The 24,478-nt window shown below is 58.8% G+C and carries 21 protein-coding genes and 1 pseudogene; 10 read left to right on the top strand and 12 right to left on the bottom strand.

What is annotated here, in order from left to right; genetic code table 11:
* Window positions 1-14 precede the first annotated feature (14 nt).
* The 3 genes from modA to modC are packed head-to-tail and all read left to right on the top strand — an operon-like array spanning window position 15 to window position 2,547.
* On the top strand, window positions 15-788 hold the full coding sequence (gene modA, locus WA411_RS04360) for a molybdate ABC transporter substrate-binding protein (protein WP_418140840.1): 774 nt from the start codon (window positions 15-17) through the stop codon (window positions 786-788).
* On the top strand, window positions 788-1,468 hold the full coding sequence (gene modB, locus WA411_RS04355; RefSeq protein WP_069182108.1) for a molybdate ABC transporter permease subunit: 681 nt from the start codon (window positions 788-790) through the stop codon (window positions 1,466-1,468). Before modA ends, modB begins: the two co-directional genes overlap by 1 nt.
* Window positions 1,465-2,547: a molybdenum ABC transporter ATP-binding protein gene (gene modC / locus WA411_RS04350; protein ID WP_291904454.1), complete on the top strand. Its 1,083-nt coding sequence runs from the start codon at window positions 1,465-1,467 to the stop codon at window positions 2,545-2,547. Before modB ends, modC begins: the two co-directional genes overlap by 4 nt.
* A gap of 98 nt (window positions 2,548-2,645) precedes the next feature.
* Here modC and crp read toward each other — a convergent pair whose 3' ends face one another.
* Window positions 2,646-3,287 carry a cAMP-activated global transcriptional regulator CRP gene (gene crp / locus WA411_RS04345; protein WP_007153756.1) on the bottom strand — a complete coding sequence of 214 codons (642 nt, stop codon included), beginning with the start codon at window positions 3,285-3,287 and terminating at the stop codon, window positions 2,646-2,648.
* A 265-nt stretch (window positions 3,288-3,552) separates the two neighbouring features.
* Between crp and WA411_RS04340 the strand changes: the two genes are divergently transcribed.
* From WA411_RS04340 to WA411_RS04330, 3 genes are all read left to right on the top strand, one after another.
* Window positions 3,553-3,975 carry an OsmC family protein gene (locus WA411_RS04340; protein ID WP_069182110.1) on the top strand — a complete coding sequence of 141 codons (423 nt, stop codon included), beginning with the start codon at window positions 3,553-3,555 and terminating at the stop codon, window positions 3,973-3,975.
* Between the two features lie 248 nt (window positions 3,976-4,223).
* Entirely contained in the window at window positions 4,224-5,018 is a 795-nt protein-coding gene (gene speD / locus WA411_RS04335; protein WP_069182111.1) for an adenosylmethionine decarboxylase, read from the top strand.
* Window positions 5,019-5,153: 135 nt separating this feature from the next.
* A complete protein-coding gene (locus WA411_RS04330; RefSeq protein WP_291904463.1) occupies window positions 5,154-6,002 on the top strand; it encodes a pirin family protein in 849 nt (282 codons plus the stop codon).
* A gap of 4 nt (window positions 6,003-6,006) precedes the next feature.
* On the opposite strand, the gene WA411_RS04325 is transcribed toward WA411_RS04330, so the two are convergent.
* Window positions 6,007-6,873: a phosphoribulokinase gene (locus WA411_RS04325; protein WP_069182113.1), complete on the bottom strand. Its 867-nt coding sequence runs from the start codon at window positions 6,871-6,873 to the stop codon at window positions 6,007-6,009.
* A gap of 18 nt (window positions 6,874-6,891) precedes the next feature.
* Window positions 6,892-10,659, bottom strand: coding sequence for a DUF1631 family protein (locus WA411_RS04320; RefSeq protein ID WP_291904466.1), 3,768 nt, complete (start codon window positions 10,657-10,659; stop codon window positions 6,892-6,894).
* Window positions 10,660-10,830: 171 nt separating this feature from the next.
* Here WA411_RS04320 and WA411_RS04315 point away from each other — a divergent pair, with 171 nt between their 5' ends.
* Window positions 10,831-11,901, top strand: a complete 1,071-nt coding sequence (locus WA411_RS04315; protein WP_291904467.1) for an aminopeptidase — start codon at window positions 10,831-10,833, stop codon at window positions 11,899-11,901.
* Here the strand turns inward: WA411_RS04315 and argA are convergent.
* From argA to coaBC, 7 genes and pseudogenes are all read right to left on the bottom strand, one after another.
* Complete coding sequence (gene argA, locus WA411_RS04310) at window positions 11,875-13,182, bottom strand: amino-acid N-acetyltransferase (RefSeq protein WP_291904469.1); 1,308 nt, start codon at window positions 13,180-13,182, stop codon at window positions 11,875-11,877. The genes WA411_RS04315 and argA overlap by 27 nt on opposite strands.
* A 188-nt stretch (window positions 13,183-13,370) precedes the next feature.
* Window positions 13,371-14,540, bottom strand: a complete 1,170-nt coding sequence (argE, locus tag WA411_RS04305; protein ID WP_069182117.1) for an acetylornithine deacetylase — start codon at window positions 14,538-14,540, stop codon at window positions 13,371-13,373.
* Window positions 14,541-14,566: 26 nt separating this feature from the next.
* Complete coding sequence (locus WA411_RS04300) at window positions 14,567-15,817, bottom strand: acetylornithine deacetylase (protein WP_069182118.1); 1,251 nt, start codon at window positions 15,815-15,817, stop codon at window positions 14,567-14,569.
* A 24-nt stretch (window positions 15,818-15,841) separates the two neighbouring features.
* Window positions 15,842-16,738: an acetylglutamate kinase gene (gene argB / locus WA411_RS04295; protein WP_209399722.1), complete on the bottom strand. Its 897-nt coding sequence runs from the start codon at window positions 16,736-16,738 to the stop codon at window positions 15,842-15,844.
* A gap of 60 nt (window positions 16,739-16,798) precedes the next feature.
* Window positions 16,799-19,449: pseudogene (locus tag WA411_RS04290) on the bottom strand (phosphomannomutase/phosphoglucomutase).
* 95 nt (window positions 19,450-19,544) lie between these two features.
* Complete coding sequence (dut, locus tag WA411_RS04285) at window positions 19,545-20,006, bottom strand: dUTP diphosphatase (protein WP_069182121.1); 462 nt, start codon at window positions 20,004-20,006, stop codon at window positions 19,545-19,547.
* Window positions 20,007-20,047: 41 nt separating this feature from the next.
* Window positions 20,048-21,247: a bifunctional phosphopantothenoylcysteine decarboxylase/phosphopantothenate--cysteine ligase CoaBC gene (gene coaBC, locus WA411_RS04280; protein ID WP_209399720.1), complete on the bottom strand. Its 1,200-nt coding sequence runs from the start codon at window positions 21,245-21,247 to the stop codon at window positions 20,048-20,050.
* Between the two features lie 187 nt (window positions 21,248-21,434).
* Here coaBC and radC point away from each other — a divergent pair, with 187 nt between their 5' ends.
* From radC to rpmG, 3 genes are all read left to right on the top strand, one after another.
* Window positions 21,435-22,109, top strand: coding sequence for a RadC family protein (gene radC / locus WA411_RS04275; protein WP_069182123.1), 675 nt, complete (start codon window positions 21,435-21,437; stop codon window positions 22,107-22,109).
* 228 nt (window positions 22,110-22,337) lie between these two features.
* Entirely contained in the window at window positions 22,338-22,574 is a 237-nt protein-coding gene (rpmB, locus tag WA411_RS04270) for a 50S ribosomal protein L28 (RefSeq protein ID WP_008173462.1), read from the top strand.
* Window positions 22,575-22,585: 11 nt separating this feature from the next.
* Entirely contained in the window at window positions 22,586-22,741 is a 156-nt protein-coding gene (rpmG, locus tag WA411_RS04265; protein WP_008173465.1) for a 50S ribosomal protein L33, read from the top strand.
* Between the two features lie 66 nt (window positions 22,742-22,807).
* Here rpmG and WA411_RS04260 read toward each other — a convergent pair whose 3' ends face one another.
* Entirely contained in the window at window positions 22,808-23,668 is an 861-nt protein-coding gene (locus tag WA411_RS04260) for an endonuclease/exonuclease/phosphatase family protein (protein ID WP_069182124.1), read from the bottom strand.
* A 60-nt stretch (window positions 23,669-23,728) separates the two neighbouring features.
* Complete coding sequence (locus tag WA411_RS04255) at window positions 23,729-24,364, bottom strand: thiol:disulfide interchange protein DsbA/DsbL (protein WP_291904479.1); 636 nt, start codon at window positions 24,362-24,364, stop codon at window positions 23,729-23,731.
* Window positions 24,365-24,478: the final 114 nt, after the last annotated feature.

Genomic DNA, 24,478 nt, shown 5'->3' with positions numbered 1-24,478 from the left:
AATAAGGATGTTGTGTGGGTTATCCTCGAGGCCGCAGGATCTTCCGTACCCTGATACTGTTTGTGCTGTCCGGCTCCGCGATTGCCGGAGCAGTGGCGGGCGAGGTTAGTCTCGGCGTCGCCGCCAACTTTACCGACACCACCCGGGAACTGGCCAAGCGCTTTGAAACCGAAACCGGTCATACCGTTTCAGCAAGCTACGGCTCCACGGGCAAGCTTTACGCCCAGATCAAAAACGGCGCCCCGTTTGATGTTTTCATGGCCGCAGACGCTCTGCGACCGGCACTGATTGAGGAAGAACAGGCGGGCGTTCCTGGCACCCGCTTCACCTACGCCCGGGGCAAACTGGCGCTGTGGAGCCCCACGGTCGCCGCCTTTGACAATGCCGAAGACTATCTTGCCCGCCAGCCGTTTTCGCGGCTGGCCATTGCCAACCCGAAAACCGCTCCCTACGGTCTTGCTGCACAACAGGTTCTGGAGCACCTGAATCACTGGGAGGCCCTGCAACACAAACTGGTCCGGGGGGACTCCATCGCCCAGACTTTCCAGTTTGTGGTCAGCCGCAACGCCCAGGCAGGCTTCGTGGCCCTGTCCCAAATCAAGGCCTGGCACGAAGATGATGGCACACTGTGGCACATACCCCAGGCCTATTATCAGCCCATTGACCAACAGGCCATCCTGTTGCAACACGGTGCAGACAAAGCCGCGGCCAAGGCCTGGATGGATTTCCTGAAATCAGACACCGCAACCACCATCATCCGAAACTACGGGTACGACACGGCCAACTGATGCTTGAAACCTACTGGGACCCGGTCTGGCTGACACTCAGGCTGGCCACGACGACAACCCTGCTGCTTTTACTGATCGGCACCCCCATTGCCTGGTGGCTGGCGCGAACCCGACACTGGCTTCGTCAACCGATTGCGGCCGTCGTAGCACTGCCCCTGGTTCTTCCGCCCACTGTGCTGGGGTTCTATCTGTTACTGGTCATGGGGCCGGAAGGCTGGGTTGGCCAACTGACCCAGTCGTTGGGTATCGGTCTGCTGCCGTTTACCTTCGAGGGTCTGGTGGTCGCGTCGGTCATCTATTCCCTGCCCTTCACCGTCCAGCCCCTTCAGAACGCGTTCGAGGCCGTCGGGGAGGGTTTCCTGGAGGTCGCTTCCACTCTCCGCGCAGCGCCCTGGGACCGGTTTCTGTTCGTTGCCGTGCCCCTGGCCCGGAACGGCTTCCTGACCGCAGCCGTATTAACCTTCGCCCATACCATTGGCGAGTTCGGGGTGATCCTGATGATCGGCGGCAACATTCCGGGTGAAACCAAGGTACTGTCGGTTGCCATCTACGACCATGTGGAGTCGCTGGAATACACCGAGGCCCATTGGTTGTCCGCCGGCATGGTGGTGTTTTCATTCGTGGTTCTGGTAACGCTCTACGCGCTGAACGGCAAAGCCCGCTCCGGAGCGATCAGATGACCGCCTCCAGCACCATCGACGCCCGCTTCCAATGCACGTTCCCCGGCTTCAGCCTGGACGTTGACATAACCCTGCCAGGCACAGGCATCTCCGCGCTGTTCGGGCACTCCGGGTGTGGCAAAACCACCCTGCTACGGTGCATGGCGGGCCTGCAAAGTGCCCCGGGTTCCATGACCGTTCTCGGCGAACCCTGGCAAACCGAGACGTTCGTTCGACCAGTCCATAAACGGCCTCTGGCTTATGTATTCCAGGAAACCCACCTGTTCCCTCACCTGAACGTGCGCAGGAACCTGGAATTCGGGTACCGGCGCATCCCGGCTGGCAACCGGCAGATCGGGTTCGACGAGGCAGTACGTTGGCTTGGCCTGGAATCTCACCTGGACCGCATGCCTGTCGGCCTCTCTGGAGGTGAACGCCAGCGGGTGGCAATCGCCAGGGCTCTGCTGACCAGTCCCCGGCTGTTGCTGATGGATGAGCCGTTGTCCGCCCTGGACCTCAACAGCAAACAGGAAATCCTCCCGTATCTCGAACGACTGCACGATACGCTGGCCATTCCGATCATCTACGTTTCCCATTCAACCGAAGAAGTTGCCCGGTTGGCGGATCATATTGTGATGCTGGAGGAAGGTCGTGTGGTTGCCCAGGGGCCACTGCGGGAAACCTTGGCAGGCATCGATAATCCTTTTCGCGTTCAGGACGACGCTGGTGCCTTGCTGGAAGGCCAGATTATCGAACTTGACGATCACTGGCACCTGGCACTGTTCCGGTTCGAGGGCGGCCAGCTCTGGTTACGGTGTGAGCATCGCGTAAAGCCGGGAGACCGGGTTCGGGTTCGAGTGTTGGCCCGGGACGTCAGTCTGGCCCTGAGCGAAAATTCCGACCAGAGCATCCAGAACCTGGTGCCTGCGGTCATCGACCAGATCGACCCGGATATTGCTCCTGGCATCAGCCTGGTGCGACTTCTGGCCGGACCGACGCCAATATTGTCCAGACTGACCTCCAGGGCCGTCGCCCAGCTCGGTCTTGAGCCAGGCATGAACGTCTGGTTGCAGATCAAATCCGTTGCCGTGATAGGGTAGCGCTGGCGGTCACAGCCGGCCAGGATGGTGGCTGCCAAACGCAAAAAGACCGCTGTTGATAGCGGTCTTTTCAAAAACAGGATGAACAGCAATAACGCTCAGCGCGTGCCGTAGACCACCATGGTCTTGCCCTTGACGCGCACCAGTCCCTGATCCTCCAGCGTTTTCAGCACCCGACCAACCATCTCCCGGGAACAGCCGACGATCCGCCCGATTTCCTGGCGCGTGATCTTGATCTGCATTCCATCCGGGTGAGTCATGGCATCCGGTTCCTTGCACAGGTCCAGCAGTGTACGGGCAACACGGCCGGTGACATCCAGGAACGCCAGGTCGCCGACCTTACGGGTAGTCTGGCGCAGTCGCGAGGCCATCTGTTCGCCAATGAAGTACAGGACCCTTGGATCCTGCTGGGCGATTTCCCGGAATTTGGTGTAGCTGATCTCCGCCACCTCGCACTCGGTTTTCGCCTTCACCCAGGCACTGCGGGAATCCATGTTGTCAAACAGGCCCATCTCACCGAAGAAGTCGCCGGCGTTCAGATAGGCCATGATCATCTCGCGACCATCATCATCCTCAATGATGACGGTTACTGATCCCTTGACGATGTAGAACAGTGAATCGCTCTTGTCACCGGCATAGATAATCGTGCTCTTGGCTGGGTAACGACGACGATGACACTGCGAAAGGAAATAGTCGAGATGCTTGGTTTTCTGCTCAACCGGCTTGACGATAGTGGCCATAATGCGAGTCGTGCCTCCTCAGATACTGGCGGGTCCCAATGTTTTTTATGCACCCGGCTTTCCTTGCGGGTTCGTTCTTTTTTACTGCAAAACTGCGCAACTTATAACAAGAAGGTCTGTTGCGGGCAACCGGAAAGAGTATACAACATGTATCCGGGATCAGCCTGCCTGGCGAGGCCGGTTGTGCTAGCATCCCGTCACAGATCATTTTCATCCGGGCCACCGCAAGTGTTGGTCCCGTCTTATTACAACGGAGAGTCGTCCCATGAAAGCAACCATTGACTGGACCGGCAACGCCAGTTTTAAAGCCACCAGCGGCAGCGGCCACAGTGTCCAGCTGGATGGTCCACCGGACCACGGCGGCCAGAACCTGGGTCCGCGCCCGATGGAAATGCTGCTGATGGGTCTGGGAGGCTGCTCTGCGTTTGATGTCATGAGCATCCTGAAGAAAAGCCGCCAGGACGTGACCACCTGCCATGCCGAACTTGAGGCAGAGCGTGCCGACGCGGTGCCCGCCGTGTTTACCCGCATTCACCTGCATTTCGTGGTAACCGGCAAAAACCTCAAGGAGAACCTGGTCAAGCGGGCCGTCAGCCTGTCGGCAGAAAAGTATTGCTCAGCTTCCATAATGCTGGAAAAGGCGGGCGTTGAGATCAGTCACACCTATGAGGTGCATGAGGCAGAATAGCAGGCCTGACAAGGCGCTTCGACACCATCCATGGGCCAGATTCCGTGGGTCGAATGCAGCGGAAATCACGGATGCTAAAATGTCATTGCAAATACTATTCAACGTCACTTGCGGTGTGCATAATACGCACCCTCTCCGCCGGTCTGCGCAAAAGGTGAACAACCCGGTCAGTAGTCGGTGGCGGCCTCGGCAGAGCGCAGCAATGCAGCTCTGCAGTCATTCATCTCCACGATCCGGAGGGGCTGAGCATGGAATCAAAACTCCAGCTGCATGGTTTTAACAACCTGACCAAATCCCTGAGCTTTAACATCTACGACATCTGTTATGCGCAGACCGAAGAGCAACGCAAGGCCTACATTGACTACATCGATGAGATGTACAACGCCGAGCGTCTCACCCAGATTCTGACCGACGTGGTCAAAATCATTGGCGCCAACGTCCTGAACATTGCGCGCCAGGATTACGAGCCACACGGCGCTTCGGTCACCATGCTGATTGCCGAGCATGAACTGACCAATGGCGAAGAACCGGACAACGAGGAATCCCCGGGGCCGCTGCCGGATACCATCGTTGCGCACCTGGACAAGAGCCACGTCACCGTGCACACCTACCCGGAAAGCCACCCCCATGATGGCGTAAGCACCTTCCGGGCTGACATCGATGTCTCCACCTGTGGTCTGATCTCACCGCTGAAAGTGCTGAACTACCTGATCCACAGCTTCGATTCTGATGTCGTCACTGTGGACTACCGGGTTCGCGGCTTTACCCGCGATGTGGACGGTACCAAACACTACATTGATCACGACATCAATTCGATCCAGAACTATCTGACCGAGGATACCCAGAACGCGTATCAGATGATCGATGTGAACGTGTACCAGGAAAACCTGTTCCACACCAAGATGATGCTGAAGAACTTCAATCTCGATAACTATGTCTTCGGGGTAAACGCCAGTGATCTCGACCCGGCGGAAGCACAGTCCATCGAAGACCGCCTGCGCCGTGAGATGCTTGAGATTTTCTATTCCCGCAACGTCGAATGATCGCCTCCCGTGACGCTCCGCCCGGGGCGTCACGGGTCCTTCAGTTTTTTTGATGTCACCCGCCAGAATTCTGCGTTTTATTCTCCCCTCGTCTGCCGTTTTAATGGAGTCATGAGCTAACGAGAGGAGGACACCATGACCCTGCGCTCCCTGAAACAGATTATTCCAGCCCTGGAAACTTCCGACGGTGCCGGCGTGCGCATCAAGCGCTCCATCGGCCAGCAACAGAATATCCGCCTGGATCCGTTCCTGATGCTGGACGAGTTCGGCTCCGCCGAGGCCGCCGACTATATCGCCGGTTTTCCATCGCACCCTCACCGGGGTTTCGAGACGGTGACCTATATGATCGAGGGGCACATGCTGCACGAGGATCACCTGGGGAACCGCGGCGACCTGCGCAATGGCGGCGTTCAGTGGATGACCGCCGGCCGTGGGATCATTCACTCGGAAATGCCGCAGCAGGAAGAAGGCGTGATGCGGGGTTTCCAGCTCTGGCTGAATCTGCCCGCGGCAGAGAAAATGACAGAAGCGGGTTACCGCGATATCCAGCCGGAAGAGATCCCTGAGATCGTCTTTGAAGGCGGCAAGGTAAAGCTCATCGCCGGCAACATGGAGATCGAGGGCCAGCTTCACGAGGGCTCAGTAGCGGATCGAAGCACCCAGCCAATCTACGCTGACATCCATCTCGAATCGGGTGCAAGTGTGACGCTGCCGGTTCCGGAGGGTCACAATGCCATGCTGTACCTGTACGAGGGCACCGCCAACCTGGCCGATCGCGCACTTCAACGCAGCGCTGCCAACATTCTGGGTGACAACGGAGACCGGATTGCTCTCACTGCCGGAGAATCTGGGGCGCGCCTGCTGCTGATCGCCGGCAAGCCCATTGGTGAACCTGTGGTCCAGTACGGCCCGTTCGTGATGAATACCCGGGAGGAAATTGAGCAGACGCTTCGGGATTACCGGGACGGCCGACTGACGGCCTGACGGATCAGGCGAATGGCTTTCTTGCCATCAGCCGCTGCACCATGGGCCTGACAATCAGGTCCATGGCCAGCGGCATTTTTGTGCCCGGAATCACGAGGGTGTCGTGTCGGGAAAGGCTGCTGCCAGAGATCACCTGCAGCAGGTAAGGAAAATCCACTTCAGATTGATCGCGGAACCGGATAACCAGCATGCTCTCGTCCTCGGTCGGAACGTCCCGGACAACAAAGGGATTGGACGTGTCCACCAGTGGAATGCGCTGGAAGTTGATGTGGGTATGAGAAAACTGGGGAACGATATCGTGAACATAGTCATCCATGCGGTTGATGATGGTTTCCACCACCGCTTCCTGGCTGTATCCCCGCTTGTGGGTGTCCCGGTGGATCTTCTGGATCCATTCGAGGTTCACAATGGGCACCACTCCGATCAACAGGTCCACGTACTGGGCAATATTGCAGGTTTCGCTGACGACGCCGCCATGCAGCCCCTCGTAAAACAGCAAATCCGTGTCCGGGGGTAAGGGCCCCCAGGGCGTGAAGGTTCCGGGCTTGTGTCCGGCTTCCACCAGCCGTCGGTCCTCGTCGTGGACATATTGCCGGTAACGGCCGTTACCGGTGTGACCGTAATCGTAGAAAAGGGCTTCGAGCTTGTCGATGTGATTGGCCGCCAGCGCAAAGTGGTTACGCTCACCGAACTGGCCCTTCGCAGCGAGCCTGGCCATCTGTTCACGGTTGTAACGGTGGAAGCTGTCCCCGCTGACCATGGCGGCGTTCAGCCCTTCACTGGCGAACATCCGGCTGAAAATCTGGCCGGTGGTGGTGGTTCCCGCACCGGATGAACCGGTTACCGCTATGATCGGATGGCGTTTTGACATAGGGGCAGATTGCCGGAATCAGGTGAGACTGTCGAGTAAACGGGGCTTCTCGACCACGAAGCCCTGGGCATAGTCGACACCCAGCTGCCTGAGCATGTCCAGGACGTCCCGGGACTCAACCTGGGAAGCAATCACTTCCCGACGCATGTAATGGGCCATATCCACCATAGAGCGCACCATTGCCCGATCGGTCTCGCTGGTTGCAAGCTGGCCGGTAAAGGCACTGTCAATCTTGATCAGATCCACGGGCAGGGAACGCATGAACTCGAACGAGCTTGGGCCACTACCGAAGTTGCCCAGACAGAACCGGCATCCGAGTTCTTTCATCTCGATAATGAAATCCGCGACTGACTGCACGTCGTTGATCGCCGAGGCTTCGGTCAGCTCGAACCACAACCGTTCTATGGGCGCATCCTTCTCACTCAGCTTCTCGTAGATGAACTCCAGCAGCGATTGATCGTTCATGGAGTAACCGGACAGGTTGATGCAGACACCACCAAAATGCCGTGGGTCCGGTGCCTGCTCCCTGAGCCAGTCCAGCATGTGGCCGACCACCCAGCGATCCACCGCCTGCATACGGTCATAACGCTCGGCCATCCGAACAAAGTCCCGACCGGTAATGAGGTTGCCGTCGTCATCGTACATGCTGATCAGCACCTCGTACTGCGCCGCCATGGAGGCTTTGGCGTGCAGAGGTATGATCTTCTGGCAACGCAGCAACATGCGTTCCTCATTCAAATCACTGAGACTGGCAACCTTGGCGGCAATCTGTTCCTGGCGAGCCTGATCCCCGGCATCAAGCGCATACTCCGACACCTTTCCATGACCCTGCTGCCGGGAAGCTGCCAGGGCCTCTTCAGAAGCCCGCAACCAGCGTTCGGCACTGACCAGTGCCGGCAAGGTGGGAACGACGCCGGCGCTGGCCGAAAGCCGGTAATCCCTGCCGCCAAATCTGAACTCGGCGGCCTCCACTGCCTTGACCAGATCCCTGGCGGCATCACTGGCACTCTCGGAGGGCACCAGCATGGCAAACTCATTGCCCGCCAGCCTGGCCACAGGCATACCATCCCCCACGTGACTGCGCAGAATATCCGCCACCCGTTTGAGGGTCTCATCGCCGGCCTGGTAGCCGGCAGTATCGTTCAGCAGGCGGAAACGGCGGAGATCCAGACGCACCAGGGAGCGCTCGTCTTCCCGGCGGGCCAGTTGCTGATCCAGCATCCGTTCGAACTCCCGGCGCCCCAGAAGTCCCGTCAGCTCATCATGGGTGGAAGCCCAGGACAGCTGGTCGTAGACCTTGCGAACCATGCGGTCGATGCTCTCATCCACCAGTGGTCGCTCGTACTGACTATCGGGGACGATAATCCCCTTGCGCATCTGACGGGCCAGGGCCTCAAGCTCGAGCTCCACCACCCGCATGCCCTGATGGTTCACAAACACGAACCGGCTGAACCCGCGGGCAATCCAGACCAGACGGATGTACTGGGGCTCCTTGGGGTTTTCCTGGTCCCGCAGCCAGTCACCGGTGCGCAGTTGCTGGGCCCGATTGATCCAGCGCTGAAGGCTGCGCTGTTCACGATCGGACAGTTTTTTCGTGTCCGGCTGCTCCGGCTTGGCCGGCGGCACCTCAACCAGCTCGGGGCTTTTTTCCGGGCTGCGAACCAGGAACTGCTTGAGCTCGTCACGGATCTGGGATGAGGGCATATGGTTACTGGAAATGGAAGCCAGGCCATCCTGAATGACCCGCAGCAATTCAGGCAGGTTAATCGTGCTGTTGGGGTCGTCGGCGAACGACAGCAGGGAATCAATCACCGCCAGGTAATCCTGCCAGAGCTGGCTGTCAGGCCCCTGTCGGATCCAGGTCAGCGAGAGCAGATCACGCCAACCGCCGTCCAACAGGCTCAGCACCGCCCTGGGAACCTTGCGCCCGCCCAGTTTCTGGTCCAGCACGTCGGCCACGGCCTTCTTGGATTCCGCTACCTTCTGGGCGCCTTCTGCTGCGGCCGTCACACGCTCCACATTCCTGCGATAGACAAGATTCTGGCGATCGATCAGGGTGTCCAGCTCTTGGACCGTATGCTCAAATACTCCGGTATCCTGCTCAAAATCCGTGGTGATCCGCTGCACCAGCTCATCAACCCGACGCTGGACCACCGGATTGATCCGGCCACCCTTGACACCCAATTGAGCCAGGCGGTTCATCACCCCACGAACCGGGCTGTCCTGGTCATCAAAAAACGCAGGGTCCCTCATGACCACTTTCAGAACGGGCACTTCCAGCTGCCGCATGCGCTGCTGGGCATATTCACTGAGTTTGGGGCTTTCCACCACCGACTTGAAAAAGCGGTCGACCACATCAACCGTTTCCTGCTGTTCTTCATCCAGCCTGTTGTCACCGCTCGCCTTGACCTTCTCTACCACACGGTCTTTTAACGGCGCGAGCTCTTCCCCGGCTTCGACGGTCTGTGACTGCAACTGCTGGAGTTCTCGCTGGAGCTCTCCGGGCGACAGTGGTCTGGCGTTTGGCTGGAACGGCATGGGTTCCGGATCGCCCCGGGCCACACGGCTCGCACTCAGGGTATTGAGAAGATTGCGTACAGTTGCAAATGCAGTCTGCGCGGCCTGGGCATAGCCCCGGAATTCGCCACCCAGCATTCCGGGTTTGCGGCGAGGTTGCGCCGATCTGGCGCTGTCCTGTTCCGCCTCTGGGGCTGGTTCCGATGCGTCAGGGGCACTCTCCGCCGATACCGGCTCTGGCTGAACCGTCTCCTTCTTTTGCTCCGGCTTCGCCCCGGCCTGCTCGCTCAGATACTTGCTGAGATCCAGGTCCGGCAAAACGCCGTGTCGAATCAGGATATCGTTGAGTTCCTTGTAAAGAGGCCCCAACTGCTGCAGCACGGTCTGCTCGAAGACCCGCAGGCAGACTTTCTCCACCTCCCGGGAAGCCTTGAGCTGATTTAGTCCATTGTGGAAGGCTTCACAGACCAGGGATGGTCCGAGAGGGTTGTGGTGGCCGGTGGCATTGGCGATGCCAAGCTTGTCCAGCCGGAGCTTGAGCTGCAGAAGGTCGCCGCGGTACTGGGTATCCGCTTTGGTCACCATCACCCGGATGGTCAGCCAGTCCTCGAACTCGCCCTTGTCCACCACCGAGAGCTCGGAGCCGGGAAAGCCTTTTGGGGCAGGCTTCAACGGCGATTCCAGGCTTCTCGCCATCTGGTGCCAGATGACCCGTTGCCGGGCCTGGATCTGCCCCGAGGCGTCCATGTATTCATTCGCCTGTTGATCATTTGAGGCTTTCTGGGCCGCCTGTTTCAGGCCCTCCACCATCTGCACAAAACAGGCGTCCATCAACGGCTCGATGAACTGGATCACCGCCTTGGCGGACTGATGCAGAACAAACTGGATCCGGTCGCTGGGGGCCCGGAGAGAGGAGCGATCCTGTCGGCGGGAGCCACCGCACTGCTGCAGCATGGCATCAACCGCTTCCGGGTTCGGGCGGCTGAAATTGACCCCCATGGCGCCATCAATCCGCCGGACAATACTGACGTGCAGTTCATGGCGGCGGGCGCCATCCAGGCCACGAAAACGAACCACCAGTTCCGGCGGCGTGCCGGATGCAAACGCCCGATCCAACTTCTTCGAGGTTTCACTCGAATAGCGAACGAAAAGGCCCTCTGCACAAAAATCGGCGATCTGGCACGGCCACGCCTCACCGGTTCCCAAATCAATCTGAGCGGCAAGCTTGATAGGTTGGCGGGGGCTGCTACGACGTTCTCTCGGATCCATGAACTACCTGATATCTCGCAAAGCCGGAACAGTCACCGGGGACACTGCCCGGTACCGACTCACGTCCCTGAAACGATGGCGGATGCCACCGGCTGCTACTATAGAGACCATGATTGTACTATAGCGGCCTGGCCCCCACAGGCAAACCAATCCACTATAACATCCTGACCCATGAAACAGCTTAGTCAGATCTATCTACTTTTGCTACTGGTAACAATGCTTAACGGCTGTTCGACCATTGGCTACTATTCGCAAGCTGTCAGTGGGCATATATCGTTGATAATGGCCGGGGAACCGGTGGAGAAGATCCTCGCAAATAATGAAAACCCACTGGAGTTGCGAGGAAAACTCTCGCTGACACAGCAGGCCCGACACTTCGCCGCCCAACGACTGGCCCTACCGGTGGGAGACGCCTTCAGCGACTACGTGGAGCTCAACAGACCCTGGGTGGTGGTCAATCTGGTGGCCGTGCCCGAATTCTCGCTGGAGCCACACCGCTGGTGCTACCCCGTTCTCGGCTGCCAGGCCTACCGGGGGTACTTCAATCTGGAAGATGCGCGTGCCGAGGAGGCGCAATTCCAGGACAGAGGCTTCGACACCTTCATTGGCGGTGTGACGGCCTATTCCACCCTTGGCTGGTTTGATGACCCGCTGCACACCGGCTTTACCCGATTGGCGGCAGACCGCATGGTCGCGCTGATGTTCCATGAACTGGCCCACCGGGTGGTCTACATTGCCGATGACACGGCCTTTAACGAAAGCTTCGCCACCGCCGTGGAGCTGGAAGGACTGAGACTCTGGCTCTCGGAGCAGGGCACCCCCGGTCAGTTCCGGCAAGCCCTGGACCGTCTCGCCCGCCGCAACCAGACACTGGCCCTGGTGGAGGACTTCAGCGCCCGCCTGCAGGCACTGTACGCCGAACAGGACCGCTTGTCTGATGACCAACTGCGAAACCGGAAAACGGCCATTTTCGAAGACCTGGCGCTAGCCTATCAGGAGCTTTCCGCAGACTGGCCCGAGCCGGGCCCTTTCGGACCCGCACCGGTCAGTCTGAACAATGCCAACGTTGCGCTGTTTCGCCAGTACAACCAGCATGTACCGGCATTCCGGCAGATGCTTCGAAATGCAGACTACGACTTTGCGAGCTTTTACAAGGCCGTCGAGACGCTGTCGGAGCAACCGGAACCCCAGAGGTCTGAACACCTGGCGGCCCTGTCACAGCGGTTTGAAGAACACCTTTGAGTTCCGCTGGGTATTGTAGGAGGCCAGCTTCGGCCCGGGCAGGGCCTGCACGGTGGAAGGCTGGAAGCCCCGCTCCCGGAACCAGTGCTCCGTCTGGGTGGTGAGCACAAACAGCTTCTGGATGCCCTGCCCCCTGGCCAGCTTCTCCACCATCGCCAGAATCTCGTCACCCCGCCCGGCGCGGCGATAGTTTGGATCCACGGCAAAACAGGACAGCTCGCCGGCACCTTCCTCGGGGTAACTGTAAAGAGCGGCACAGCCCACGATGGTCCCGTCTCGCTCTGCCACGACAAAACGGTCAATTTCGGTTTCCAGCATCTCCCGGGAACGGCGCACAAGAATGCCCTGCTCCTCCAATGGCTGAATCAGTTCCAGAATCCCGCCAATATCCTCAACCCTGGCCTGGCGGAACTGTTCGTAGTGATCGCCGCTCACCAGCGTGCCGGCACCGTCCCGAGTGAACAGTTCTTTCAGCAACGCCCCGTCGTCCACATAGCTAATGATGTGAGCACGCCGTACGCCCTTCACACAGGCATCACAGGCCGCCCTGAGCAGATCCGCATCGTGACCGGTTACCGCACCGGAAGCCAGACGTTCGGACGCCTGACGCGCTGACAGCTCCCTGATCAGGCTGCTGTCCTCTTCCTGCAAGCCGGGATCATCGATAAACACCATCAGCTTTTCGGCCTGCAGCGCCGCCGCTACCTGACTACCAACATCCTCGTAGGAGAGATTAAAGGCGTCCCCGGTGGGCGAATAACCCATCGGCGGTAATAGAACAATGTGCCCCAACTCCAGCAGTTTCTCGATGCCGGCCACATCCACCCGGCGCACCTTGCCGGTGTGGCCAAAATCAATACCATCCAGCACACCCACCGGCTTGGCGGCCACATAATTACCCCCACTCACCCGAATACGGGCATTGTGCATCGGCGAATTCACCAGCCCCATGGAAAGGTGGCTTTCCAGGTAAGCTCTCAGGCCACCGATGGCCTCCATCACCATGCCAAGGTGCTCTTGCGGTGTAATCCGCAGCCCTTTGGCAAACGACGATTCCACCCCGGCGCCATCCAGCCGCGCCTGGATTTGCGGGCGGGCACCGAAGGCAACGACCAGCCGCACGCCAAGGCTGCTCAGCAGCGCGATGTCATGGATGATGTTGATAAAATTCCCGTGTTCAATCGCATCCCCCGGTATGGTCAGCACAACCGTACGCCCGCGGTGGGCGTTGATGTAAGGGGATGAATGGCGGAATCCATGCAGCCAGTCGTTTGATTTCAATTCGAATACTCCAAGCTTTTTTCTTTACGCGGCCTGCAATTCAGTTTGACGAACACTGTCGGAAGCCCTCTCCAAAACCGTGGAGCGCCAGGGATGGCGCGACCGAGCCCTACAGGGACGTATTTACGGGCGTGTTTTGGAGAGGGCTCCCGACAGTGTTCAGCCCCCTATTTGACCCGGACTCCGTCTTAAAGGCAAAACTGTCGGATAAGCCCTCGCAGTACTTTAACGGTTGGCTCCAGCTGGGACAGCTCTATAAATTCATCCGGTTGGTGCGCCTGATCGATGGATCCGGGGCCCATGACCAGGGTTTCCAGGCCGAGTTTCTGTAACCAGGGCGCTTCTGTGGCGAAAGCGACTGCGTGGGCCGTGTGACCGGTGAGCTTTTCACAGGCTTTGACCAGGGCCGCATCGGCCGGGGTTTCGAAGGGTGGCACGCCGTCGAAGAGTGGCTCGAATTCCAGCGACAGCTCCCGACGCTCCGCAATCGGCTGGACCTTGCTCAGGATGGTCTGGCGCAGCGTTTCCATGTTCATGCCCGGCAGTGGACGCAAGTCAAAGTGCAGCTCGCACTGGGCGCAGATGCGGTTGGGGTTGTCACCGCCGTGGATGCAGCCCAGGTTCAGGGTTGGAAACTGCACTTCAAAGTTCGGGTTCCGGTATTTTTCCTGCCAGCCTGACCGGAGTGCCAGCAATTCTGTGAGCGCTTCGTGCATTCCTTCCATGGCATTGCGGCCGAGGGCCGGGTTGGAGGAGTGGCCGGACTGGCCCTCGAATTTCAGGCGCTCCATCATGATGCCCTTGTGCATGCGCACCGGTTTCAGGCTAGTGGGCTCGCCGATGACCGCGTAGCGGGCCTTGGGCTTGCCGGCTTCGGCCAGGGCCCGGGCGCCATCCATCGAACTCTCTTCGTCGGCCGTGGCCAGTATGATCAAGGGCTGCTTGAGATCTTCGTTCACAAAGGCCCTGGCCGCCTCGATGGCCAACGGAAAAAAACCTTTCATGTCACAGGTGCCCAGCCCGTACCAGCGGTTGTCCCGCTCGGTCAGGGTAAAGGGATCGCTCTGCCAGCGTTTGTCATCAAAGGGCACTGTGTCGGTGTGGCCGGACAGCACCAGACCACCCGGGCCGCTGCCGAGGGTTCCGATCAGATTGTACTTTCCGGGCATCCCCGGCACTTCCAGGATTTCCACAGAAAACCCGAGAGCCTCGAGCCATTCGGCCAGCGTTCGCACCACGGGCTCATTGCTGTGATCCCACTTCGCCGACGCGCTGCTGATGGAAGGCAGCGATATCAGGCGGGCAAGCATGTCACGAATGCCCGGCACCGTTGCGGATTTGCTATCGGACTGCGACATAGTTTCCTCTCAGATTCCCACTGGAATCATTGTGCACGGCCACGACGCCAGACTTCAAAGTTGACGATCGCCCTGGTCAACATCGGATAGGCGACTTCACCACCGGCAACCACGCGGGCCACTTCCAGCTCACGCTCGCTGACGCTCACCAGACGACCCTCCACAACATTATCGTTGGACAGGGTTACCCGAACCTGCCGGTCAATCCATTGTTCGGCGCTCTCCAGTTCCGCCGGGTACCAGCTTTCGGTCTCAGGATCTTCTCTTGGCACCACTGGCTCAACCGCCACTTCTGGTGTTTCCTGAACAACAGGCTCGGCCTCGGTCAGAAAGACGTCCGGTACGCCGGCACCATTGTAGCGAACTTGCCAGCTTGGGCCCTGGCCACCGTTGTCATCCACTCTGACAGGAACACCAAACATGGACTGATCCGGTTGCAGGTTCACGGTAAGCTCACCGCCCTCAAGCAGCCACTGCCGGTAAAGCGCCTTCAGCTGATCGCTGGCGGCCAACCCCCGGGCTTCGAGTCCAGCAACCAGCGCGGCCACCGCCCGCCCGGCCCATTCGCCGGTTTCAATGCCGGCTTCGCGGGCACAGTAGGCGGCGATTCGGCGCATCAGGCCGCCATCGCGCAGGGTCAAACGCATAGGCTCGTCACCGTCTAAAACGGACAGTTCGGAATCCTGAACCCGGATTCGGGCATCAGTCCAGTCCAGTTCGAGACTACCGGTGCTGATGGTATTCAGCTCCGCGTGGAGATTGCCTTGGGTCTGGCGCACGAAACCATCGCCGGCCAACGCGGTGATGCCCATGCGGATCAGATCGCCGCTCCCCAGTTGCTGCCGCGGATCTGGCGCACATGACAGGACAAACAGCGCCGGATCTCCCTCACTGTTAACGCCCTCTGCGGTGACCCAGTTCCGGAGCATGGTCGGGTCCAGAGTCAGGCCAAGGCCATCTAGTCTCAGGGTCCACTGGGCCGGCAGACTGGTCGGATCGGCGAGAGCAGACAGCAGGTCAACGGGTGAACCAGTATCAAACTCCGCCCGGGCGATATCCAGCGGCTGGGTAAGCTCGAAATCCTGCCAACTGGCATTGTTGAGAACCAGTCGGCCCTCAATACCGGAGCTGATGCTGCCTCGATGCAGCACACCGTAGGATTCCAGCGCCTGTCTTGCTTCAGCCATGCGCTGGTCTGCCAGCCACCAGACACCTGCCTTGAACGCGGCAAAGCCGATCAGAACCAGTACTACCAGCGTCGCAAGCAGGCGCTTCATCCGGAGACTCCTTGTCGGGTGCCGTCAGTTACGTGAAATCAGGGTGCCGACACCCTCATCGGTGAAGATCTCCAGCAAGCACGCATGAGCGACCCTGCCGTCGATGATATGGGACGTGCGTACACCATTCTCCACCGCACTGAGGGCGCACCGGATCTTGGGCAGCATGCCGCCATGAATCGTACCGTCTTCGATAAGCTCGTTAACCTGCTTGGCCGTGAGCCCGGTAAGCACCTTGTCGTCCTTGCTCTTGAGTCCGGCCACATTGGTCAGCAGGATCAGCTTTTCGGCTTTCATGGCCTCGGCCACCTTGCCTGCCACCAGGTCAGCGTTGATGTTGTAGGAAGCGCCATCGGGCCCCACGCCAATTGGTGCGATCACGGGAATCAGGTTGCTGCGAGTAAGCATGTCGATAACATCCACGTTCACACTGGCAACCTCACCAACATGGCCGATGTCGATGATTTCGGGCCGCTCCAGTTCGGGAGAACGGTTGACCACCTCCAGCTTGCGGGCCCGGATCAGGTTCGCATCCTTCCCGGTGAGCCCCACCGCCATGCCACCGTGGGAATTGATCAGGGAAACAATTTCCTTGTTGACCTGGCCACCGAGCACCATCTCCACCACGTCCATGGTTTCAGAATCGGTGACCCGCATGCCATTGACGAACCGGGACTGGATATTCAATCGTTCCAGCAACTCTCCGATCTGGGGCCCACCGCCGTGGACAACGATCGGGTTAATCCCTACCAGTTTCATCAACACCACATCACGGGCAAAACTGCTCTTCAGGTCTTCGTTTTCCATGGCGTTACCGCCATATTTGATGACCACGGTCTTGCCGGTAAATCTTTGAATATAGGGCAGCCCCCGGCTCAGTACCGAAGCCACCTGCATTGCTGTTTCACGATCCAGCGCCATGTTTTTGCCTTGTTAATCCTGAGTTGTTATCGATCTGCAAATCGTCAGTGGGCTTTCAAATCAAAACTCTGCCACCAGATCCGGCGCTGCCTTCTGCAGCTGGTCCCGGAACACAGACTTGATTCGCTCCAGTGCGTCCTCGGTCTCCGCCTCGAAGCGTAGTACCAGCACTGGCGTGGTATTGGATGCCCGACACAGCCCCCAGCCGTCGGCGTAGTCCACACGGATGCCATCAATGGTGCTTATGTTGCCGTCACCAAAGTCACCGGCCTCGCCGAGCCGTTTTATGATGTCGAACTTGGAGCTTTCGGTCACTTCGACATTCAGCTCCGGGGTGCTGATATCGTCCGGGAAATCCTCGAACACCTCATCACTGTGCCGGTCTTCAATACCCAGGATTTCCAGCAGGCGGGCGGCGGAATAGAGCCCGTCATCAAAACCGTACCAGCGCTCGCCAAAGAAGATATGACCGCTCATTTCCCCGGCCAGGAGCGCGCCAGTCTCTTTCATTTTTGCTTTCATCAGTGAATGTCCGGTTTTCCACATGATGGGCCGGCCGCCCGCTTCGGATATCACACCGGCCAGCCTGCGGCTGCACTTCACGTCATAGAGAACGTCAGCACCCGGATTGCGGGACACCACATCCCGGGCGAACAACATCATCAGGCGATCTGGCCAGATGATCTTGCCGGAATTGGTGACCACGCCGAGTCGATCGCCATCGCCGTCGAAAGCCAGCCCGATGTCAGCACCTTCCGATTCGACACGGGCAATCAGATCCGCAAGGTTTGCCGGTTTGCCGGTTTGCCGGGATCCGGATGATGGTTCGGGAAGTCACCATCCACCTCGCAGTACAACGGAATCACCTCACAGCCCAACTCTTCAATGAGCATGGGTGCGAGTTCGCCGGCAATGCCATTGCCGGCATCAACGACGACCTTGAGCGGTGCCGCTACCGCAATATCGCCAACAATCCGGTCCAGATAGGCACGGCGGACATCCTCGGTGCTCTGACTGCCCCGACCGCTGGCAAAATCGCCGGTCTGAATTCGCTGATACAGTTTCTGGATGGCTTCCCCCGAGAGGGTTTCCCCGCCCAGCATGATTTTCAGACCGTTATAATTGGAGGGGTTGTGACTGCCGGTGACCATGACGCCAGAACCAGTCTGGAGTTCGTGGGTGGCAAAATAGAGTACCGGTGTGGGCACGGCGCCCACATGAATCACGTTGCACCCGGTGGCCATCACTCCACGAGCAAGGGCATCCGCAAGATCCGGGCTCGAATGGCGACCGTCATAACCAATGCAGAGGCTGTCGACACCACGCTCCAGGGCTTCGGAACCAATGGCCCGGCCGATCACCTCAACGCCCTCGGCAGTCAGGGTTTCGCCGACAATGCCTCGAATGTCATAGGCCCGGAAAATATCCTGGGACAGCTCTACCTGAGGCAGTGCCACCTCTTCTACATCCGGGGTGTCGCCCGAACCAAAGACGGTATCTTCGCCACTGCCAAAACCGAGAACGTCCTCATCGCCATCAAGCATGTCGATATCGAGCATGTCCTTTTCCTGGAACAGAGGTTCATCGCTGCCCTTGGCGGTACCTGCACCGGCCTTCCCGGCAGCAGCCTGCTTTGGCTTCGCCGCTTCGCCAGCCTTGGCGACCCGCTTATCGACAACCTGCGACAACCGGTACAGCACCTCACCGGTTGACGCCACCATATCCCAGCGGAAGGTCGGCAACTTCACCCGCTCTCCGCCAAAAACCTTGTGAGCCCACTGGATCAGAGCGGTCACATCCTGGCGCAGACCTTTCTGGGCTCCGCCCAGCAGGACCCAGACAATAATGGCTGCGATCAGCGCGGGAACCCCAACCAGAATAGCGATCATAAACGTATCCACCGGCGCTGCGGAGGATCTGGCGGGGGTATAGGTTACCGTCCAGTCAGGATTGCCGAGCTTCCGGGATTCGGCGCTTCCGGATCCGTTGCCATTGCTGACTACGGTGCGGGACGAACCTGACACCGTCTGGACCAGCGCCAACTGGCCGCCGAGGCTGGAATTGACCACTTGCAGCAACGGCTGGATCTGGGCGGAGTCGAAGATGATCAGCAGGCTTCCGATGACCGCATTGCTTGTCGGGTTCCGCACCGGGGTGGCCATCTGGAAAAACCAGCGATCATCCCTCGGGAAGGCGTCCGGGAAGAGCCGCTGGCCGGTTTCAGCGCGCCGGGCCAGTTCAAGGCCCGAGAACCCCAACAGCCCCTCATTGCTTGAGGTACGGGGAATGTCACGGTAGGGAAACAGATGGACTGCCTCTATGCCGGGCAGTGAATCCGCCAGCTGCACTTCGGTTGGCGGTATCTCGTTCGGGCTGCTCAGCGCCTGAACCACATGCGGCTGGGTGGCAAGACCATTGACGCTTTTCTGGACCTGGTCGAAATACTGGTTCAGTCGAAGCGCTGCGGCATCGGCCTCGAGCGCTTTCAACGAGCCAAATCGTTCCGTTGCCGAAGGCTGGACCACCAGAAAATGAAGCAATGCAACGGCAATTACGCTCGCCAGAACCACGACCAGTGACTGGTTTACTGCCACGGTATTCAGCCGCTTGAGCTTGGGGCCCGAGGCACTGGCCTTTTCCTTTTTTACCGCCTTCTTCGACGGTTTTTCATCAACGGACGCGTCGGCATCTTTCTTTTTACCCAGCTTCATAGTCCATCCTGCAGTTGTAATTTTATCGTCCTGGACAAGCATTTACCCGCAAAGTATAGACGCCGGCGCGTGGTTCTGCGTGGCCGGCCTCCTGGTCACCGCGTGCCGGTGGAGCCAAAGCCGCCGTCACCACGGACACTGGCGTCAAATTCCGAAACCACCTCAAAATCCGCCTGGACGACCGGCACCAGTACCAACTGGGCCAGGCGTTCGCCTACATCCACGGTAAAGCTGGTGCGCCCACGGTTCCAGCAGGACACCATCAACTCGCCCTGGTAATCCGAATCGATCAACCCCACCAGATTGCCAAGGACAATGCCGTGTTTGTGGCCGAGCCCGCTTCTGGGCAGGATCATGGCCGCCAGGGAAGGATCTGCAATGTGGATCGACAAGCCGGTCCGGATCAGTTGGGTATCGCCCGGTTCCAGGGTCAGCGGCTCATCCAGGCAGGCTCTCAGATCAAGGCCCGCGGAGCCTTCGGTGGCATATTCGGGAAAGGGAATCTGGTTACCGATACGGTCATCCAGAATACGTACCTGAAGATTTTTCCTGCTCATGAGGTGTCCTGTCGATTGTGGTACCGGAACGCTTCGCTGAATTAGCGGGCGGCCTGGTCGAGATGTTCGCTTATCATTGCCACCAGCTCCCGGGCAATGTTCGTTTTGCTGTTCGGGCCGATAGACGTCTGACCACCTGGCCAGAACACGGTTACCGCATTATTGTCGCTGTTGAAACCAAGGCCCGGCGCCGATACGTCGTTGGCCACGATCATGTTCAGCTTCTTGCGCTGCATTTTGTCGATGGCATAGCTGGCCACGTCAGTGGTCTCCGCTGCGAACCCCACTGTAAAGGGCGCGTCGTCACGCCCGGCAATGGTTGCCAGCGTATCCGGGTTGCGCACCAGCGAGAGTGCCATGGCCTCACTGGATTTCTTGATCTTGTCTCCGGCGCAGGTTTCCGGACGGTAATCCGCCACCGCCGCCGTCGCAATAAAAAGATCGCAACCCTCATCCACGGCATTCGAGGCTTCTCGCAACATGTCCTCGGCCGTTAGAACCTGGCGCACTTCAACACCGATCGGAGGCGCCAGGGCCACCGGTCCGCTGACAAGAATCACCCGGGCGCCCGCCTTGCTCGCTGCACTGGCCAGGGCGTAGCCCATTTTCCCGGAACTGTGGTTACTGATATAGCGAACCGGGTCGATGGGCTCTCGGGTCGGACCTGCCGTAATCACCACGGTCTTACCGGAGAGCACCCCCTCGCTACCCCGATCAATAAGACCGAAAATGGCCTCTGGCTCCAGCATTCTCCCGGGACCGGTATCACCACAGGCCTGGGCGCCCTGGTCGGGCCCCCACAATTCGATTTGGGGATCTTCTTCCAAAAGCCGGATATTTCTCTGGGTACGGGCGTTGCTCCACATGGCCTGATTCATGGCCGGCACCACGGCGATGGGCGCCTCGGTTGCACAGCAGACAGTGGTTAGCAGATCGTCTGCCATCCCCTGGGCCAGACGGGCGATGAAATCCGCCGACGCCGGCGCTATCACCACCTGATCGGCCCATTTGGCCAACTCGATATGCCCCATGCCCGCTTCCGCCTCCGGGTCCAGCAAGGAGGTCCGAACTGGCTCGCCACTCAGAGCCTGAAAGGTCAGTGGTGCCACAAAAGCTTCTGCTCCTCGGGTCATCACAACCCGCACCTCATGGCCGGCCTTTTTCAGCTGACGCACAAGTTCGGCGCTTTTATAGGCTGCAATACCACCGGTCACTCCCAACAGGATTCGTCTGGCGGCCATAGGGGCTCCGTTTCCGCATAAAATGAAAGGCTTATAAGATAGCATGCTCAGGCCACAGCGACAGCCTGCCAGGCCAGGCATACGTTTACCGATTGTTACTTTTTGAAGTAACCTTTGTAACCCTGACAGGCCCGTCGCGGCGCAGGAAGCGCCCGGGGCCGGACTTGACCATCGCAAGGAAGCCAAGATGACAGATTCCACCTGGCCCACGGACGAACGTCCGCGGGAACGCCTGCTCGCCCACGGGGCGCCAACCCTCTCCGACGCCGAACTGCTCGCCATATTCCTGCGCACGGGCACCACTGGCATGCCGGTGATGGCACTGGCGCGCCACCTGATTGAGGAATTTTCGGGGCTCCGGGGGCTACTGACCGCCTCCCAGCGCCAGTTCTGCAATGTCAAAGGCCTGGGAACCGCCAAATACGCCCAGGTTCAGGCGGCCATGGAAATGGCACGCCGGGTCATGGAGGAACCACTACGCCAGGGGGACCCCCTGCGATCTCCCGAGGATACTCGGCGTTTCCTCACCAGCCGGCTGGGCACCTATCCCCACGAGGTGTTCGCAGGCCTGTTCCTGGACAATCGTCATCGCGTCATCCAGTACCGTGAGTTGTTCCGGGGCACCATTGACGGCGCGGCCGTCTACCCAAGAGAAGTGGTGCGACAGGCCCTGGAAGACAATGCCGCGGCAGTGATCTTCGCACATAACCATCCCTCGGGCGTGGCAGAGCCCAGCCAGGCCGACATTTCACTGACCCGTCGGCTGAAAGAGGCGCTGGGTCTGGTGGATATCAGGGTTCTTGACCATATGGTTGTTGGCCATGGTGAGGTAATATCCCTCGCTGAACGGGGTCTGCTGTAAAACCGTCTTCACGATGGTGAACGTCAATGCCGGAAAACTGGCCAAATTCCCAACAATTTTTTGCGTTGGGGTGCGAGTTCTGGTATAAAAGCGTCCCTTTCTGGCGGCGTCTGGCGAGCAGCGTTCAGTTTAGAGGCGCGAACGGGGGCGTGATGGCTCCTTTGCAACCAGAGACGCATTAAAAACGAATTCGTATTATTAAGACCATTGCTCAGGTCGGAGGCAAGTATGTCCAGAGTTTGTCAGGTTACCGGTAAGCGTCCGGTATCCGGTAACAACGTTTCCCACGCGATGAACCACACTCGTCGTCGTTTTCTGCCGAATCTGCAGAACCACCGTTTCTGGGTTGAGTCCGAGAAGCGTTTCGTGAAGCTGCGCGTTTCCACCAAGGGCATGCGCATCATCGATAAAAAAGGCATTGACGCTGTGCTGGCCGATCTTCGTGCCCGCGGCGAGAAATTTTAAGGAGCCGCATCATGCGCGAGAAAATCAAGCTGGTTTCATCAGCAGGTACTGGTCACTTCTACACGACCAAGAAGAACAAGCGTAACACTCCGGAAAAAATCGAGATCAAAAAGTACGATCCGGTTGTCCGCAAGCACGTTGCGTACAAGGAAGCCAAGATCAAGTAATTCCTGATCCGGCATCCACATAAAAGCCCGGCCAATGCGCCGGGCTTTTTTGTGGCTCTCTGACACTCAGAACTTCTCCAGGTAACCCTCGGGTAACGCCACGTCCATGGCAATAGGAAGGTGATCTGACATCGGATAGCTGACCACTTCTGAACGTCGGATCTCCAATGAGGGACTCACCAGAATATGGTCGAGGGCCTTCTCGGGCCGCCAGCTAGGAAAACTGTGGGCTGTGTCTGGCAAGGGCACCAGATCGGTTTCCTTGAGGGGTGTCTGGGTAAGCAGCTGCTCCGCATGAGCGTTCATGTCTCCCATCAGAACCACATGCTGGTAATCAGCGATCAACTCCCGGATGTAGCCTAACTGGCGTTGCTGGGCCGTCTTGCTCAGAGACAGATGCATCAGCACCAGCACCAGAGGGTCATGCTCGGTGCCATAGCGGGCGATGATCGCCCCCCTGCCCGGGATCAGCCCCGGTAACTTATGCTCGGTAACGTCGAGGGGCCGGTACCGGCTCAACAGACCATTGCTATGCTGAGCGATCTGGCCAAGATTCCGGTTCAGCTGCTGGTACCAATAGGGAATGCCGGCCGCTTCGGCCAGGTATTGCACCTGGTTGATGTAGCCGCTGCGCAAACTGCCGCCGTCGCACTCCTGCAAGGCCACCACGTCGTAGCTGCGCAGCAGAGAGGCAATCCGGTCCAGATTCTCGATTCGATTGCGATGGGGCAGTATGTGCTGCCAGCTTCGCGTGAGATAGTGACGGTAGGAAGAGGTATTGATACCCACCTGAATGTTGAAGGTGAGCAGGCGAATGTGTCGTTGCGGCTCAAACTCGGGGACATGCTCGGTCCCGGAGCAGGCACCCCTCGGCCCGCCGGCCGGCTTCAGGATGCCATTCAACTGCTTTCTTATATGCTTGTACATAGTGGCGGTCTCAACCGGCCGGCTGCTTGTTGAACTCGGTTCTGGCTCTTTGGCGCTCCCTTACTCCACCTCGCCCCGCTCTTTGGCGACAAGGTAGTCCACCACTTCCAGAACGGCCTCGTGGCTACCGGCCATGGATGCACTGACAGTGTACTTGCCATTAACCAGCATAGTCGGAGTTCCGGTGATCCGCGCGCCACGGATTTTCGACTGGGCTTTCTGCATGCGGGCATTCACACCGAAGCTTTTATAGGTGCTGACAAATTCATCCGGATCCACGCCATAATCTGCAACGAAGTCCGCCAGGGCTTCCGGCGAATTCAGGGGGCGGCGCTCGCCAGCAAGCGCATCGAACAGCGCATCATGGACCTTGTCCAGCTCACCCATGGCTTCCAGGGCGTAAAAGGCGTAGGCATGGGGCTCCCAGTTTCTGCCGAGCGCCGCAGGAATCTTCACATAGTTGACGTAATCCGGTGCATCGGCCGCCCAGGCCTCAACCAGGGGCTTGAAGTTGTAGCAATGGGGACAGCCATACCAGAAGACTTCGGCTACTTCGACACCAGAATCGCTATCGGTTCTTACCGGGTTATCCAGACGATTGTAATGAGCCCCTTCTTTCCACTCTGCGGCGTTGGCCAGGCCAGAAACCGACAGTGCCAACAGGAGCAGGAAAACCATTCTGAAGGATCGAAACATGAAACATCTCCGGTTATTTGAATATCGTTTTGGGAGGATTATGACCCAGCGTACCTGAAAAGTTCCACAGGTCGGCAGTTACAGAAACGAAAGGCAACAAAAAACCCCGCACCA

It is taken from the genome of Marinobacter sp. CH_CUG1437-1, assembly GCF_037029655.1.
GTDB lineage: Bacteria > Pseudomonadota > Gammaproteobacteria > Pseudomonadales > Oleiphilaceae > Marinobacter > Marinobacter salsuginis.
Note: the sequence above shows the minus strand (reverse complement) of the source record. Positions and strands in the feature narration are given on the sequence as shown.